The 14,526-nt window shown below is 39.2% G+C and carries 11 protein-coding genes and 1 pseudogene; 2 read left to right on the plus strand and 10 right to left on the minus strand.

All coding sequences use genetic code 11. The annotated features are described in order from the left end of the window. Window positions 1-40: 40 nt before the first annotated feature. The gene (locus U8D43_RS00685) at window positions 41-1,312 is read right to left on the minus strand and encodes an ATP-grasp domain-containing protein (protein ID WP_335869017.1); all 1,272 of its coding nucleotides are present in this window, start codon (window positions 1,310-1,312) and stop codon (window positions 41-43) included. A gap of 749 nt (window positions 1,313-2,061) precedes the next feature. On the opposite strand from U8D43_RS00685, the gene brnQ reads away from it, so the two are divergent. Beyond that, window positions 2,062-3,405: a branched-chain amino acid transport system II carrier protein gene (brnQ, locus tag U8D43_RS00690; RefSeq protein ID WP_335869019.1), complete on the plus strand. Its 1,344-nt coding sequence runs from the start codon at window positions 2,062-2,064 to the stop codon at window positions 3,403-3,405. A gap of 86 nt (window positions 3,406-3,491) precedes the next feature. Beyond that, complete coding sequence (locus U8D43_RS00695) at window positions 3,492-3,947, plus strand: GNAT family N-acetyltransferase (protein WP_335869020.1); 456 nt, start codon at window positions 3,492-3,494, stop codon at window positions 3,945-3,947. A gap of 685 nt (window positions 3,948-4,632) precedes the next feature. Here the strand turns inward: U8D43_RS00695 and U8D43_RS00700 are convergent. The 9 genes and pseudogenes from U8D43_RS00700 to U8D43_RS00740 all read right to left on the minus strand — a co-directional run bounded on the left by U8D43_RS00700 (window position 4,633) and on the right by U8D43_RS00740 (window position 14,475). Continuing rightward, window positions 4,633-5,613, minus strand: a complete 981-nt coding sequence (locus U8D43_RS00700) for a quinone oxidoreductase family protein (RefSeq protein WP_335869021.1) — start codon at window positions 5,611-5,613, stop codon at window positions 4,633-4,635. Between the two features lie 12 nt (window positions 5,614-5,625). Then, window positions 5,626-6,111 (minus strand): annotated as a pseudogene (locus U8D43_RS00705) (enoyl-CoA hydratase/isomerase family protein). Between the two features lie 184 nt (window positions 6,112-6,295). Further along, window positions 6,296-8,071 (minus strand): acyl-CoA dehydrogenase FadE, encoded by a 1,776-nt coding sequence (locus U8D43_RS00710; protein WP_335869022.1) that lies wholly within the window; start codon window positions 8,069-8,071, stop codon window positions 6,296-6,298. 7 nt (window positions 8,072-8,078) lie between these two features. Beyond that, complete coding sequence (locus U8D43_RS00715) at window positions 8,079-8,828, minus strand: 2-phosphosulfolactate phosphatase (protein WP_335869024.1); 750 nt, start codon at window positions 8,826-8,828, stop codon at window positions 8,079-8,081. A gap of 78 nt (window positions 8,829-8,906) precedes the next feature. Then, window positions 8,907-9,971, minus strand: coding sequence for a phosphotransferase family protein (locus U8D43_RS00720; RefSeq protein ID WP_335869026.1), 1,065 nt, complete (start codon window positions 9,969-9,971; stop codon window positions 8,907-8,909). Between the two features lie 58 nt (window positions 9,972-10,029). Then, entirely contained in the window at window positions 10,030-10,908 is an 879-nt protein-coding gene (locus U8D43_RS00725) for a 3-hydroxyacyl-CoA dehydrogenase family protein (protein ID WP_335869028.1), read from the minus strand. A gap of 264 nt (window positions 10,909-11,172) precedes the next feature. Next, the gene (locus U8D43_RS00730; RefSeq protein WP_335869029.1) at window positions 11,173-11,745 is read right to left on the minus strand and encodes a TetR/AcrR family transcriptional regulator; all 573 of its coding nucleotides are present in this window, start codon (window positions 11,743-11,745) and stop codon (window positions 11,173-11,175) included. An 87-nt stretch (window positions 11,746-11,832) separates the two neighbouring features. Beyond that, entirely contained in the window at window positions 11,833-13,440 is a 1,608-nt protein-coding gene (locus U8D43_RS00735) for a long-chain-fatty-acid--CoA ligase (RefSeq protein ID WP_335869030.1), read from the minus strand. Window positions 13,441-13,701: 261 nt separating this feature from the next. Beyond that, the gene (locus U8D43_RS00740) at window positions 13,702-14,475 is read right to left on the minus strand and encodes an SDR family oxidoreductase (RefSeq protein ID WP_335869031.1); all 774 of its coding nucleotides are present in this window, start codon (window positions 14,473-14,475) and stop codon (window positions 13,702-13,704) included. Between the last annotated feature and the right edge of the window lie 51 nt (window positions 14,476-14,526).

The following is a 14,526-nucleotide window of genomic DNA, read 5'->3' on the forward strand; positions in this document are numbered from 1 at the left end:
CGACACTCCTTTATGTTTTAGCATTCCACGGAACCAAGAACTAGAGGTAAAAATTAAATTGTTCATACTTTTTCATTAAATCTCTCATGACTTCGCTATCATCCCCGTAGAAGAAGATGGTTCCATAATGACTCCCAAATCCAATCCGCTCAGCGACTTTTCCTTGTGGTGGGCTAAACATATCATGCTTTTCAAAATAGTCATGATTCTCAAGCTCATCTGGTACTTCAAGCTTTTCTACGTAATTGACGTGAGGATGAACCATTAAACAACCTGCATGGTTTTCAGTTTTTTCTCCCAGTACAGGAAAGAAATCACGAAGTTCTTCTTCAGTAGTGTTCGGATCGCTACATAAAATTTGAGCTTGATACGCATTAAAACCGTAGGCACGTTCAATTAAGTCAAAAATATGTCCACCCGGCACACGTGCAGCGACTTCTCCAAAATGAAGTGTTTCATCTGATGTGATGAAGTATTCAGGGTGAATAACACCGTATTCTATTTCAAATGCCGCAATGAGTTTTTCGATAGCTTTCCTAATTAGGGGTCGTTTCGCTTCTAATGAAGGTGAAGGTGGTACGAAATTCGAATACCCTAAGCGAACATACTCCGTAATATTGAGAAATTGAATTTCACCCTTATGAATGAAAACCTCACATGAAAATTCCTGTCCATCTAAATGACTTTCCATTAATAGTGGAAAATCAGATTCTGTTAACTCGTCAATATCTTCTTGTCGCTCAATCGATCGATGACCAACCGAGCCCGCTTTATCAAGTGGTTTAACATGTATCGGATCATTTTTATCACCTTCGATTTTTAATAACGCCTCGTTCACACGTTTTAAAAATCTTCTAACATCTTCCTTGTCTCGAGCTTCCTCAAAAACCCCTACTTTAATTCCTGCGATTTGAGCTTTTCGTTTCATCATCCCTTTATCTCTCAAAAGAAGAGAGCGGTTGAAGATTCTTGGCTCATCCCGAAATCGTGAATTTAATGCTCCAGCCCATTCCACACATTCTTCATATAGAGGGATAGCAAGTTCTGCCCCTAGCTCTTTTAATTGTTTATACAAGTGATCAGAGCCTTCATTTAATCGATCGAAATCCCAGCCAATAAAAGCAATATCATGCTTTTTTGCATAGGATTCAAAGTCCGGAGGTCCAACAACGACAAAAGGGCGATTTAATTTTACGCTGGCCTCAATTGCTGGGAGACTCCAGCCAATTAAGGCCGTTAAGTAAGGTTTCGTTTTTCCTTTTTGTTCCACTTTTTTTGTAGTTTTTTGAACTTCAAGTTGATCTAATTCCATTGAATTCGCTCCTTATAAACTAAAGATTTAGTGGTTCTTACTTAACCATAACAGACGAAAGTATCTTTATTAAGTAATATGCTGATAATTCAATCAAATTCGACAAAAGCACTTATCACTTGACCTTAAACGACAAAGGTATATCCCTTGTATCTAGATAATAACTATATCCATCATTCAAATCCTTCATAGGTTTAACCCATTCCCTCTTCAACGTTTTGCCTTGTTTCTTAATCAGCATTAGGAAAATATTCATATGAAAGAATAGTTCTAAAATTTCGTTCAGCTATAGGGGTATACTAAATTGACAATGTAGATTTTCGAGTTCTATTCTTAAAACCTCTAATTCTTTTATGAAATATTCATTTTTATGAAGTAGATTACTTTAGGTATTTTTTAGGTTATTGATTAACGATTCAATATAAACTGGAAGAACTTATAACTAGACCGTTGAATGAATTCGTGTTAGTTTAATTTCTGTAATTATTTAAATTTTTTGATTTTCGACAACTTTCAAGTATTTATGCTAATATGAAAAAGTTCACAAGATTTAGATAAGGTGGCATCCGCAAAGTTTGTTCCTTGCGTACCAGGTTATAAACATTGATTAATTTGATTTAGGGTCATCTTTTCGTGATTTTTTGGAGGAAATCTCTACAAAACTGAATGTTTGCTGAAAATTATAGAGTCAATATCAATAGCAATAATGATTACGAAAAGAGCCATTGATAAACAGTAGGGGGACCAACATGAACACACAAAAACTATCTAGAAGCGAAATACTAACGATTGGATTTATGTTATTTGCACTATTTTTGGGCGCAGGGAACATGATATTCCCTCCGTTTTTGGGTCAGGAAGCAGGAACGAACGTTTGGACCTCGATAGCAGGATTTTTAATCACGGGAGTAGGATTACCTTTACTGGGGGTTATCGCAATTGCGAAGTCAGGCGGTGATTTACAAGTTCTGGCCAGTCGAGTTCATCCCCTCTTCGGCCTAATTTTTACGCTCATCATCTATTTAGCAATTGGACCATTTTTTGGAATGCCTCGAACAGGAACGGTCGCTTTTGAAATTGGGGCAACTCCTTTTTTGAGTGAAAAAACTATCAGTAGTGGGTTTGCGTTGTTCTTCTTTACGGTCTTGTTTTTTGCTCTAACGGTTTGGTTATCCATGAATCCATCCAAACTTGTGAATCGAATTGGAAAATTTTTAACTCCAGCGATATTAATTATCTTGTCACTATTGGTAGTTAAGAGCATCGTTTCACCGATGGGCAACCCTCAAAACCCATCCACAACTTATCTTCGAGAACCGCTAATTAAAGGGTTTATTGAAGGGTATTTAACAATGGATACGATTGGGGCGCTTGTTTTTGGAATTGTCGTGATTAACTCGATCCAAGCAAAAGGGGTTCACTCTCGGACCATGATTACAAAAATTTGCGTTACAGCCGGTATTATTGCTGCCATTGGATTAACACTGGTTTATCTTTCATTAGCTTATATAGGTGCAAGTGGTGTAGAGGCGATTGGTGTACAAGAAAATGGTGGAGCGATTTTATCTTCTGTAGCCCATCACTTGTTTGGTTCGATGGGGGCCGTTATTTTAGGAATTGTGATAACATTAGCTTGTTTGACAACGTCGGTAGGATTGGTCTCAGCAAGTGCACAATTTTTCAATAAAATATTACCGAATGTATCTTACCCTATTTTCGTAATCGTCTTATCCAGCTTTAGTATGATCGTGGCCAATATCGGCTTAACCCAATTAATTTCTGTGTCGATTCCAATTTTAATTATGATTTACCCTTTGGCTATTGTGCTGATTCTTCTTTCTTTTATTCATAATGGCTTTAACGGATATCGATCAGTCTACCTAGGCGCACTTATTCCTACCTTTTTCATCAGTCTCATTGATGGATTGAAGGCTGCCGGATTGAATGTCACCATCTTTGCTGAGACTCTTTCCGGTTTGCCTTTATTTGATCAAGGAGTTGGTTGGTTTGTTCCTGCCATTATTGGTGCAGTTGTTGGCTACGGAATAGCCATCTCATTAGGAGAAGTACGAAAGCCAGTTATTCATGAATAACTAAGAGTAAATAAGTAAAAAAACTGTCAACTCAACACATTGTTGAATTGACAGTTTTTAATTTTTACGATCGGAAGTGAAATAATGTGAACATTCGAAAAGCTGAAGACGAAGACGGGAGAATGATAATTCAGTGGTTAACAACAAAGCAAGATTGTGAATTTGTCACAGGAAAAACTTTATTCTCACTGGAAAACTATCAAAGTTGGTTTGATTCTCAAGATCAAGTCGGATTTATGTTGTTGGAGAAGAACAAGCCTGTTGCTTATGGCGAAATTTGGGTCGATGAAGAAGAACAGGATTTAGAATTAGCTCACTTAGTAGTTGATCCTTGTTTCCGCAATAAAGGAGTTGGAAAGAAGCTTGTTCAATTTCTGTTACAGGAGTGTGCTTCGTACTCCTATCCTACCATTTATATGAGAGTCACTCCCGAAAACGACCGAGCTTTGTCATGCTATTTAGGAGTAGGATTTGTAGAAGATGAGTCGATGCGCCCTCTTTTTAACTCCAAATGGATATGGTTGAAGAAAAGAAATGGATAGTTGTTCAATCTTTCTTACGTTCCTGAAAACACCTATTATACTTACAATATTTTTTAAGAAGGCTTTTTCCTCAGAGTTTGTGGCTTTTCGAATAAGATTATCCTCACGAAAAGCGGAAGTAGCTGCCCAGGGACGGCAGGCATCTGGCAGTACACGCAGTGAAGCCTGCTTCACGTAGGGGGCTGACAAATGCCCGAGTCCCTAGCCACTGTAGCTGGATCAAGAAAAGCGGAAGTGGCTGCCCAGGGACGGCAGGCATCTGGCAGTACACGCAGTGAAGCCTGCTTCACGTAGGGGGCTGACAAATGCCCGAGTCCCTAGCCACTGTAGCTGGATCAAGAAAAGCGGAAGTGGCTGCCCAGGGACGACAGGCAAATGAAGAGCTCGGAGGTGATGCTTGCATCGCTGGAGAGTTATTCATTTGACCCCGAGCCTCAAGCCACTGTAGCTAGATCCGTCTATTTTTAATGGAAATCAACAGTGAAATGGAAGATTTAATCAAAAATAAAATGAAATAGCCAAAATGAAGACGAAAAGAGCCTTTAAGAAAAGAGATGAATTTTTCATCCCTTTTCTTTATATGTGAGTAATATACGTTTTTATATGGTTTAACTATCTATGTTCAGATGCCTTTGGTTTGGGACCATTACCACTTATGCAGATGCCTTGTACACCGTTAAATATTTTAGAATTGAGGTACTAGTATCACTTTTCCTTTTGTTTGTCGTCCTTGAAGTCGTTCATGAACCTTTGCTGCGTCTTCTAAGGAAAAGACCTCACCAATTGTTAATTTCAAACGACCATCTGCTACATACGAAAATAGTTCTTGAAGACTCTGCTGAACAACTGCCGGATTGCGCATAATTTGTGGTAAGAAAAAGCCGATTACACTTTGGTTTTTTTTCATTAAAGAGGAAGGAAAGAAGCGACTTTGTTCTCCGCTTGCAACGCCGAAAATGACGAGCCTACCAAATGGAGCTAAGCAGGTTAATGTGTTATGAAACACATCTCCTCCCACCATTTCTAAAGCAATATCTACCCCCTTGCCATCCGTTGCTTTCAACACCTTCTCTTCCCATCCATCGTTCGAATAATTTATACACACATCGGCTCCCATGTCAGCAGCTAAGGCTAATTTTTCATCAGTACTTGCCGTCGCAATGACCTTCCCAGCTCCAAGTATTTTTGCTAATTGTACCGCTAGAGTTCCCACACCACCCGCCGCAGCATGGACTAATACGGTTTCGCCCTCTTCAATTCTTCCCATTGTTTTCAGTATATGATAGGCACTTAGTCCTTGAAGAGGTAACGCAACCGCAAGTTGGAAGTCAAAACCATGAGGTAAGGGTATGACCGCTCTAGCATCGGCAAGCGCATATTCCGCATACCCACCTGACTCCATCAGAGTGACGATTCTTGCTCCAGGTTTAATATGTTTTACCTCCTCGCCCACTTCAACCACAACACCAGCCACTTCTGCACCTGGAATAAATGGCAAGGATGTCTTCACCACATATTGTCCTTCTCTCCTTGCAGTATCAGCATAATTAACGCCTACTGCTTGTACTTCTATCACCACATCATATGCTGATGGCTTTGGCTTTTCCATTTCGACAACTTGTAATACTTCTGGTCCACCGTATTGAGAAAATTGAATGGCTTTCATGATATTCCTCCTCTAATTTCCTGTGAATTGTGGCTTTCTTTTTTCATTGAATGCAGATCTGCCTTCTTGGTAGTCATGCGTAGAAATCATAAGGGTTTGCGTCATAATTTCCTGTTCAAGAATTTCTTCTAGGGTTGAAGTGTAGGAGTGCTCAATCAGTTTTTCCTGCATACCGAATGTTTGACTAGGTCCGTTTGCAAATTTTCTCGCCCACTCATTCATTGCAGCTGATTAATCTTCAGGAGGATACCACGCATTAATGACGCCTAGCGAATACAGCTTTTTTGCAGGGATGGGTTCACCCGTAAAGAAATATTGTTTGGCTAAATGCGGTCCAAGTACTTTAGGTAGAAAATAGGATCCACCTCCATCTGAGACTAGTCCAACTTGCGAAAAACTTAAAGCAAATTGACTATCTTCAGCAGCGAGAATCATATCACACCCTAAAATGAGATTAAACCCTGCTCCGGCTGCAAATCCCTGAACAGTTGCGAGAATAGGCTTTTCTGTTCAATTCATTGTCAAAATACACTCATTTAAATGACCGAGATGAAAATTCCTGTGCATTGAATCACTGATGAAAGTGGTTGTAGATGCCAAATTATTACATCAATATAAGCAGATTATTCTAAAAGAGACTCAACCTAATAGTCAGAAATCATACTAGGTTCAGGAAAAGCTATCAACAGACATAGGAATGCATTTCATATTGTTTTTCTGCAATTCGACGATTACGAAAAATCGCATTGTCAAAGGAAGTATATCGATTACGCTCATTGAAGATAATCGAAAGAATATGTTGTAGTTTCTCTCCACTGGTAAGGATTGATATGATCCAACGTGCATGTTGCTCCGCCACCAACATGCTTTCCTCTAAAGTCGTTCTCGTTAAATCCATTTTGAGCTCAGATCGATTTTCTCCATTGCATTCAATGGATTTTAACGTCCGATAAACTACTGATTCACCTGCAAAGAGAGCGATAGCCATATCAGCTAATTTAATGAGCATTTCTTGTTCTTTCACTAGCGAAACACCGAATTTTTCAGAAGCGATACCAGCACACACTAAAAATAGATGACGCAGGATATCCACGGCTTCTTGTTCTCTGATCATTAACCCTGAATAAGAACCGACGGGATTTTCTAACTGATGCCACGCTGCCTCAATATTCGATTGGAGCGATATTTCTCCTCTCATCGATTTTCGAAATAGATGGGTAGGAATAAGTAATCGATTGATTTCGTTGGTTCCTTCAAATATCCGATTGATACGAGAATCACGATACATTTGGTCGATGCCATATTCTTGCATAAATCCAGCTCCACCATGAAGTTGTAGGGCCTCGTCAGCTACAAAATCAAGCGTCTCTGAGCCATAAACTTTGCAGATGGCACATTCTGTTGCGTATTCACTTAATCTTTGGGCGACCAACTCTTGATCGCTAGCTTCATCCAAACTACCAAGAGCATCTTCTAAAAGTCCTGCGGTTCGATATTGAAGGGATTCCGTCGCATACAGTCTAGCGGCCATTTTTGCTACTTTTTCCTTAGAAGCTGGAAAATCAGCTATTTTTGAGTTGAATTGTATTCGTTCGTTAATAAATTTTATGGTTTTCTTAAACCCTGCTTTAGCGCCCCCCATACAAGCTGAACCTAAGTTAAAACGACCTAAATTGAGAACATTTAAGGCGATGATATGGCCTTTTCCAACCTCACCGAGTAAATTCTCAGCGGGAACTTCACAATCCTCTAATAGGACGGAACAGGTTGAAGAACCTTTAATACCCATCTTTTTCTCTTCAGGTCCTATTGAGAGGCCAGGGAAATTTCTTTCCACAATAAAAGCGGAAAAGTGCTGACCATCAACTTTTGCATACACAATAAAGGTGTGAGAAAACGCTGCATTTGTGATATAAATTTTCGTCCCATTTAAGAGATAATGGGTTCCTTTTTCATTTAAAACAGCTGTAGTCTCTGCTGCTAGCGCATCTGATCCTGCATTCGCTTCGGTTAAACAATAGGCTCCAATATACTCTCCTGACGCCATTTTGGGAAGATAGCTTGATTTTTGCTTTGGTGTACCAAAATAGGTGATAGGTAAGGTTGCAATACATGTATGGTTAGCATGAGCCACTCCGTACCCACTACTCGGACCAATCATTTCTCCAACAATCCCTTTGCTCACCTTATCTAAACCCAGTCCACCGTATTGTTCTGGAATACTGTGAGCTAATAACCCTATATCTCCTGCTCGCTTTAACAAAGAAACTACTGTAGAGAAGTCTTGATTTTCTATTTTTTCTTTGCAGGGAATCACTTCTTTTTCGATAAACTTCTGAGCTGTTTTGGCAATCAGCAACTGTTCATCCGTAAAGTCTTCTGGCGTGAAAAAACGATTAAGAGAAGTATCTTTCAATAGAAAGTGGCTTCCGTGAACTCGTTCATTCGTTTTCCCCAAAATAACATCACTCCTTTTGTAGATTCGAGAGCTGATTCACAACTTTTTGATCTTCTAGAATCGGAACAATCGGCAGGTTTCTTTTCGTTGAAGCGAATAAAACTTCATCGAAAGAACTTACTTTTTGTAAAAACTGCCCAACTGAAGAAGCAGACAGGACATCGACCATTTTCGACGTCCCTTGATAAAAGAAAAGAGCCGTTTTAGCCGCATCACTTAGACTGTAGATTTGTTCATTATCCTTCATTAAACAATGAATAAAATCACCCGCACCGTAAAAATCCTCTAAACAAAACTCTCCCGAATTACCTGCACAGATCACGACAATCGTCTCTGCTCCTTTGATTTTTTTTACAGCATCAGAGACCGCTTGATTATTCAAAAGAGAAGCAACAAACACTTTTCGTGCAACCGCCGCATTACGAAGTGCAACCGTCCCATTTGTAGTGGATAGTAGAATTGATTTCCCTTTGACAAAAGGTCGTAACAAAATTGGGCTAGGATACAAAAACCCCTTAAGTGGGAATGCCCGATCTTCCCCAGCAAGGAGATAATCTCCTTTAGGATTAGTTTTATTTATATGTCTTGCTTCAGCCGGGTTTAATACGGGAATCACTTCCCTAGCTCCATCAAATAGAACAGACGTAATCGTCGTGGTCGCCAGTAATATATCGAGGACAACCGCAACTTTATATCCTTCTGTTAACTTGGCAGAATTGATTTCTTCTTTTCTCGTCAGAAGGTGTATTTTCGGCATAAATCCCCCTCAAATGATCACTTAATTTAGAAAATTTTATTCTTAGGAAGACCTTTGTTTTTAGAATATTAATCAGTTTCATTCCACAATAATATTGCGACTATGAATCAATAAACTTTTCACAAATTCATTAAAACGAGCAAAGCGCTGATCTTTCGTTTGTCCCTTTAGATAGCGATAATAGATTTGTTGACAAATCACAGCAAGTTTAAAATAAGCAAACGTTAAATAAAAGTTCATTCTTGATACATCTCTCCCGCTTTTTTTCGCATAGAGCTCGATAAATTCTTTTCTAGTCAAAAACCCTTCCATAACAGTGACTGGCGGTTTTCCTAATCCGTTTTTAAGAAGAGGAGGATCGTCTCCTTGAATCCAATAACTCATGGCAACTCCGAGGTCAACAAGAGGATCTCCAACAGTGGCCATCTCCCAGTCAAACAATCCGATCATCTCTGTTACCTTTTCACTAAACATGGCATTGTTCAGTTTATAATCATAATGAATAATCGTAGCTTCGTTGCTCGGAGGAAGGTTTTTGACCAACCAACTCATGACTTGATCGGCTTGTGGGATTTCCTCTGTTTTACTTCGTTGATAACGCGTAATCCATCCGTGAACCTGCCGTTCCATAAACCCATCTGCTCTGCTCATTTCTGGTAATTTAGTCTTTAAGTAATCAATGGAATGAAGCGTAACTAGCTGATTCACCATTTGTTCCGAAATGATTCGACCAAGCTCTTCTGTTTCGGTTATATGTGGAGGAAAGAACGAATCTAGCACTAAGCCATGCTTTCTTTCCATTAGAAAAAAAGGGCTCCCTACAATTGAAGAATCATTTGAAAAAGTAAGCGGCTTTGGTGCAAGCGGATAAAGAGGTTGCACCTCTTTTAAAAGATTAAATTCCCGCTCCATATTATGGGCTTTTGGAGCGACCGGACCAAGTGGGGGGCGTCTTAAGACTGCCTCCCATTCTCCAGATTTCAGAACATAAGTTAAATTTGAATGCCCTGATGGAAATTGTTGGATGTCTATAGAATTGAATGATAAACCTAATTGTGTTTGTAGAAATTCTACTAGTTTATGTGAATCAAGCTCTTCCCCCGCTCGTACCGGAATGCTGTCTTTTACAATCGGTTGTGACATGCTGGACCTCCTATTAACTAAATATTCTGTATATTAACAGTCTAGGTTTTCTATTTCTCTACGTAATGAGGTTTTCGTATTCGTACCATCCTCGTCCCGTTTTTCTACCCAAATGACCCTTTTTTATTTTCTCTATTATAAGAGGTGTTGGTTGTTCGGCAGGATCCCCAGTTTCTTCGTAGCGTTGTTGCATCACAAAGTACCCAACATCAATTCCTGATAAATCCATTAATTGAAACGGACCAATAGGGTGATGAAGTGCTTTTCGACAGATAGCGTCAATGTCTTGATATTCTGCTATCCCTTGCTCATATAGCGCCAGCGCTTCTTTTTGGAGAGCGCCTAAAAGTCGGTTGGCCACAAATCCTGATATTTCTTTGTTCAGTAATATGGCGGTACGGTTGACTTTTTCACATACGTCCATGGTTTTCCTAGCTGTCTCGTTGGAGGTTCTTGTACTCCTAACAACTTCGACACAATCCATTACGAGAGGAGGAAAAAAGAAGTGCATGTTGATCACCTTTTCAGGCCGATTAGTCACAGACGCTAGCAAACTATTAACGATGGTCGAGCTATTTGTAGCGAAAATGGCATGAGGAGGGGCTATCTCTTCCAATTTTGCGAAAACCTCTCTCTTCACTTCTAGTTTTTCTACTACTGCCTCGATAATAAAATCTGCTTTTAGACATGCTCTTTCAAGGTTGGTTGTAAAGCTTAGCCTCTTTAAGGCAGCATGGAGTTGTTGTTCGGATATCTTGCCCTTTAGTACCCACTTATTCATTATTCCATACAATAATTGCTCCGCTTTTTTTAGAGCAGCCTCACTCACATCTTGAATAGTTGTTTCATACTCACCAAGAGCACATAACATCGCAATTTGATGCCCCATTTGACCTGCCCCAATAACGGTTATGTAATGAATATCTGGGCTTTTCATCTTACCATCTCCTTGTTAATATACTGACTAGTTGGTATGTTGAAGTTCTTATTTACGTCTCTTTTCGTATATTTTGTTGAAAATATTTTAACTATAGATAAAATATTCCATTTTGCTGTTGATTCATAGCAATAATAGACGAATAGATATCCCGAAACTATGTTTATTCACCCAATAATGACTGGTTTGAAATGCAAAAAACTTTGCGAAAACAGCCTTATTTGAAGAGGAACAGCTACTCGAGCGCTCCTCCCCTATCTTCTATCATCTTTTACTATGTTGAATACCATTTAGTATCATGTCTAAGTAAATGTCTGTTACTTCTCTTTCTGAAATTTCGCCTGCAGGATTGAACCATTGATAACTCCAATTGCTCATACCCAAGATTCCAAACGTCACAATGCTTGGATTGAGATCAGACCGAAACTCTCCTTCTTCCATACCTTTTTTGATGATACCTTCAAGGTGAATTCGAAATAAATCACGTTTTGGGATAATTTGCGCTATTCTTTCTTCACTTAAATTTTTCATTTCGCGAAAAAACACTTTAGCGCTTGGTCCTTGTTGTTCAATATATCGAATTAGCATATAAACCATCTCATTTAACTTCTCTTTACAAGTCATAGTAGGTTCATCTATGATTTTTTGCTGATGCTCAAGCATTTCATCAATATAGGCTAAATGTATATCCATCAGCAGCTCTTCTTTACTCGAAAAATAATAGTAAAACGTGCCCTTTGTAACGTTTAGTGCGTCTACGATATCTTGTATCGAAGTCTCACTAAATCCCTTCTTCTCAAATAGCTCGATGCTTTTTTCTGTAATTTTTGCTTTCATGTATGAAGCCCCACAATCTGAATGTTGATATGGTTGAAATTATACCATACAGTCTAAGCTGCTTTGATGTTGAAAAAGGAATCCTTCTTAGCTCTTCACTTCATCTCTTAACGCACGACGAAGTATCTTTCCAACACTTGTTTTAGGTAATTGATTTCTAAATTCGACAACAGATGGGATTTTATAAGCTGCCATATTTTCACGACAGAAATCTATGATGTCCGCTTCTGTTGCTGTCTGTCCAACCTTTAACACGAGCACCGCTTTCACTGATTCTCCGCGGTAAGGATCAGGTACACCAATCACAACCGCTTCCTGAACGGCTGGATGTTCGTAAATAATTTCTTCAATATCTCGTGGATAAATATTAAAACCACTTGCAATAATCATATCTTTCTTCCGGTCAACAATGGAGAGGTAACCTTGTTCATCCATAAAAGCGATATCACCCGTATAAAGCCATCCATCACGTAATGTAATTGCCGTTTCTTCTGGCATATTCCAATATCCTTTCATGACTTGTGGACCTTTGATAATGACTTCTCCGAGCTCCCCAATTGGTACTTCCTTCTCTCCGGTCGCTAAATCGACGACTTTGTATTCTGTCGACGGAAACCCAATCCCAACACTCCCCGGTTTACGTTCAGCAAAATTTGGATTGCAGTTCGTACAAGGAGAAGTTTCAGAAAGACCGTATCCCTCGAGAATCTTCGCGCCGGTTTTTCGTTCGAATTCTTTTAATAGCTCTACCGGCATTGGTGCGCTTCCGCTATTACATGTATGAATACTATCAATCCCGTACTTTTCAGCCTTAGGGTGATGCGTAATCGCCACATACATTGTAGGTACTCCAGGAAATACTGTTGGTTGTTCGTTTTTTATGGTATTTAAGACTTCTTCAATTTCAAAACGAGGAAGCATTATTGATTCAGATGCCATATAAATGGAAAAATTCATACAAGCCGACATTCCAAATACATGAAAGAGTGGAATGATGGTAAGAAAACGCTCCTTCCCAACAGTCACTTCATGCTTGAAAAATTCTGCAGATTGAATAAGATTCGCCAATAAATTTCGATGAGTTAACATGGCGCCTTTCGATCGTCCAGTGGTTCCTCCCGTATATTGCAGCACTGCAACATCATGCTCTGGATCAATGGTTATAGGAATTAAATCACTCTCAGCAACCGCTAAAAAGTCGCTAAATCGAATATCGTCAATCGAAGATGTGTTAGGCTGAAAACTTACAACGATAATTGTTTTCAATTTTGTTTTTTCTTGTACACTTTTAATTTTTGAGTACAACGAATCAAGGACGACAATGGTTTCTGCTCCCGAGTCATTTAAAATATATTCTAATTCTCTTTCGACTAACATTGGATTCACTTGTGTAACGATACCACCGACTGTTAAGGTGCCATAATAAGATATTACGTATTGGGGGCAGTTTGGCAGCATAATAGCTACCCGATCACTTTTTTGAACATGATTCTTTTGAAGAGAGGATGCAAATAAGGAAACAGACTTCTCTAATTGTTGGTAGGTCAGTTTTTGACCATAAAATGAAAGAGCGACATTCTGTGGATATGTACTTGCTGTGTTTTGAAGCATCTGAGGCAATGTTTGATGCGGAATGTCCACTTCTGTAGAAATCGATTTTGGATAATGCGCAAACCAAGAATGAGTAGAACTCATATTTATCCCTCCACTAGTTATTATGTGAAACCATCACGATCCATCGAGAATGTTAATCTAGCATAATAAGATTTAGAATTGGATTCTTATTCTATCATTTTCATTTGCTATTTTTAAAAAATTCACCTAACACCTCCTTTTAAGTCATTACTTGGTGAAGCGCTATACCTACAATTCATAACGGAATAATGATTTAGTTCAGCGCGACTTTACCAATCTTGTCCACTACTCACCTCCTAGATTTACATATTATATTTACTTCTACATAGCGTGTGTGCCACCATCCACAACGATAACGTCTCCCGTAACATAGTTAGAAGCGTCGCTCGCTAAAAAGAGGGCAACCCCTTTCAAATCTTCCTCTCCTCCGAAACGTCGCAGAGGTGTATTCGCTAGGATTGGATCTTTTCCGTGGTCAATAATGACTTGAGACATTTTAGTAGGGAAAAATCCTGGTGCGATCGCATTCACGTGTATATTATGTGGACCCCATTTAACCGCCAAGTCTTTCGTAAACGTGATAACTGCCCCTTTACTTGTGTTATAAGCGATTGTATCCATAATCCGAGGATCTGTCCCTCCAAGGCCTGCAACTGATGCAATATTTATGATTTTACCTTTTCCTTGCTCAATCATAACTTTTCCGACAGCTTGACTCATCAAAAATGTCCCAGTCACATTCACATTCATGACTTTTTGCCAGGCTTCAAGTGGCATCTCCGCAACCGATGCTCCCCAAGTTGCTCCGCTATTATTGACTAAAATATCAATCGTTCCAAACTCCTTCTTTGTAAGTGTGACCACCTTTTGGATATCCTTATGGTTTGTGATATCGCAAGAGATTGCTAGTGTTTTCACACCATATTCTTCTAGTTTTGTTGCAACTTTTTTACAAGCTTCCAATTTCCGGGAGCAGAGAACCACATTTGCGCCTGCTTCTGCAAATCCTTCTGCCATTTGTGCGCCTAATCCGCGACCTCCTCCTGTCACTATGGCGGTTTTACCGGTTAAATCAAATAAGGATTGGACCTTCATAATTTCCTCTCGCTTTCTAAAAGAATTCTGTTTTAAAGCATCTTTTTAAAT

Source organism: Bacillus sp. 2205SS5-2 (genome assembly GCF_037024155.1).
Taxonomy (GTDB): domain Bacteria; phylum Bacillota; class Bacilli; order Bacillales; family Bacillaceae_K; genus Bacillus_CI.

Coding starts and splice junctions, on each gene's coding strand:
- U8D43_RS00725 (WP_335869028.1), bottom strand. CDS start 10,908: ATGAAAAGCCCAGATATTCATTACATAACCGTTATTGGGGCAGGTCAA.
- U8D43_RS00720 (WP_335869026.1), bottom strand. CDS start 9,971: ATGTCACAACCGATTGTAAAAGACAGCATTCCGGTACGAGCGGGGGAA.
- U8D43_RS00685 (WP_335869017.1), bottom strand. CDS start 1,312: ATGGAATTAGATCAACTTGAAGTTCAAAAAACTACAAAAAAAGTGGAA.
- U8D43_RS00715 (WP_335869024.1), bottom strand. CDS start 8,828: ATGCCGAAAATACACCTTCTGACGAGAAAAGAAGAAATCAATTCTGCC.
- U8D43_RS00730 (WP_335869029.1), bottom strand. CDS start 11,745: ATGAAAGCAAAAATTACAGAAAAAAGCATCGAGCTATTTGAGAAGAAG.
- brnQ (WP_335869019.1), top strand. CDS start 2,062: ATGAACACACAAAAACTATCTAGAAGCGAAATACTAACGATTGGATTT.
- U8D43_RS00735 (WP_335869030.1), bottom strand. CDS start 13,440: ATGAGTTCTACTCATTCTTGGTTTGCGCATTATCCAAAATCGATTTCT.
- U8D43_RS00700 (WP_335869021.1), bottom strand. CDS start 5,613: ATGAAAGCCATTCAATTTTCTCAATACGGTGGACCAGAAGTATTACAA.
- U8D43_RS00740 (WP_335869031.1), bottom strand. CDS start 14,475: ATGAAGGTCCAATCCTTATTTGATTTAACCGGTAAAACCGCCATAGTG.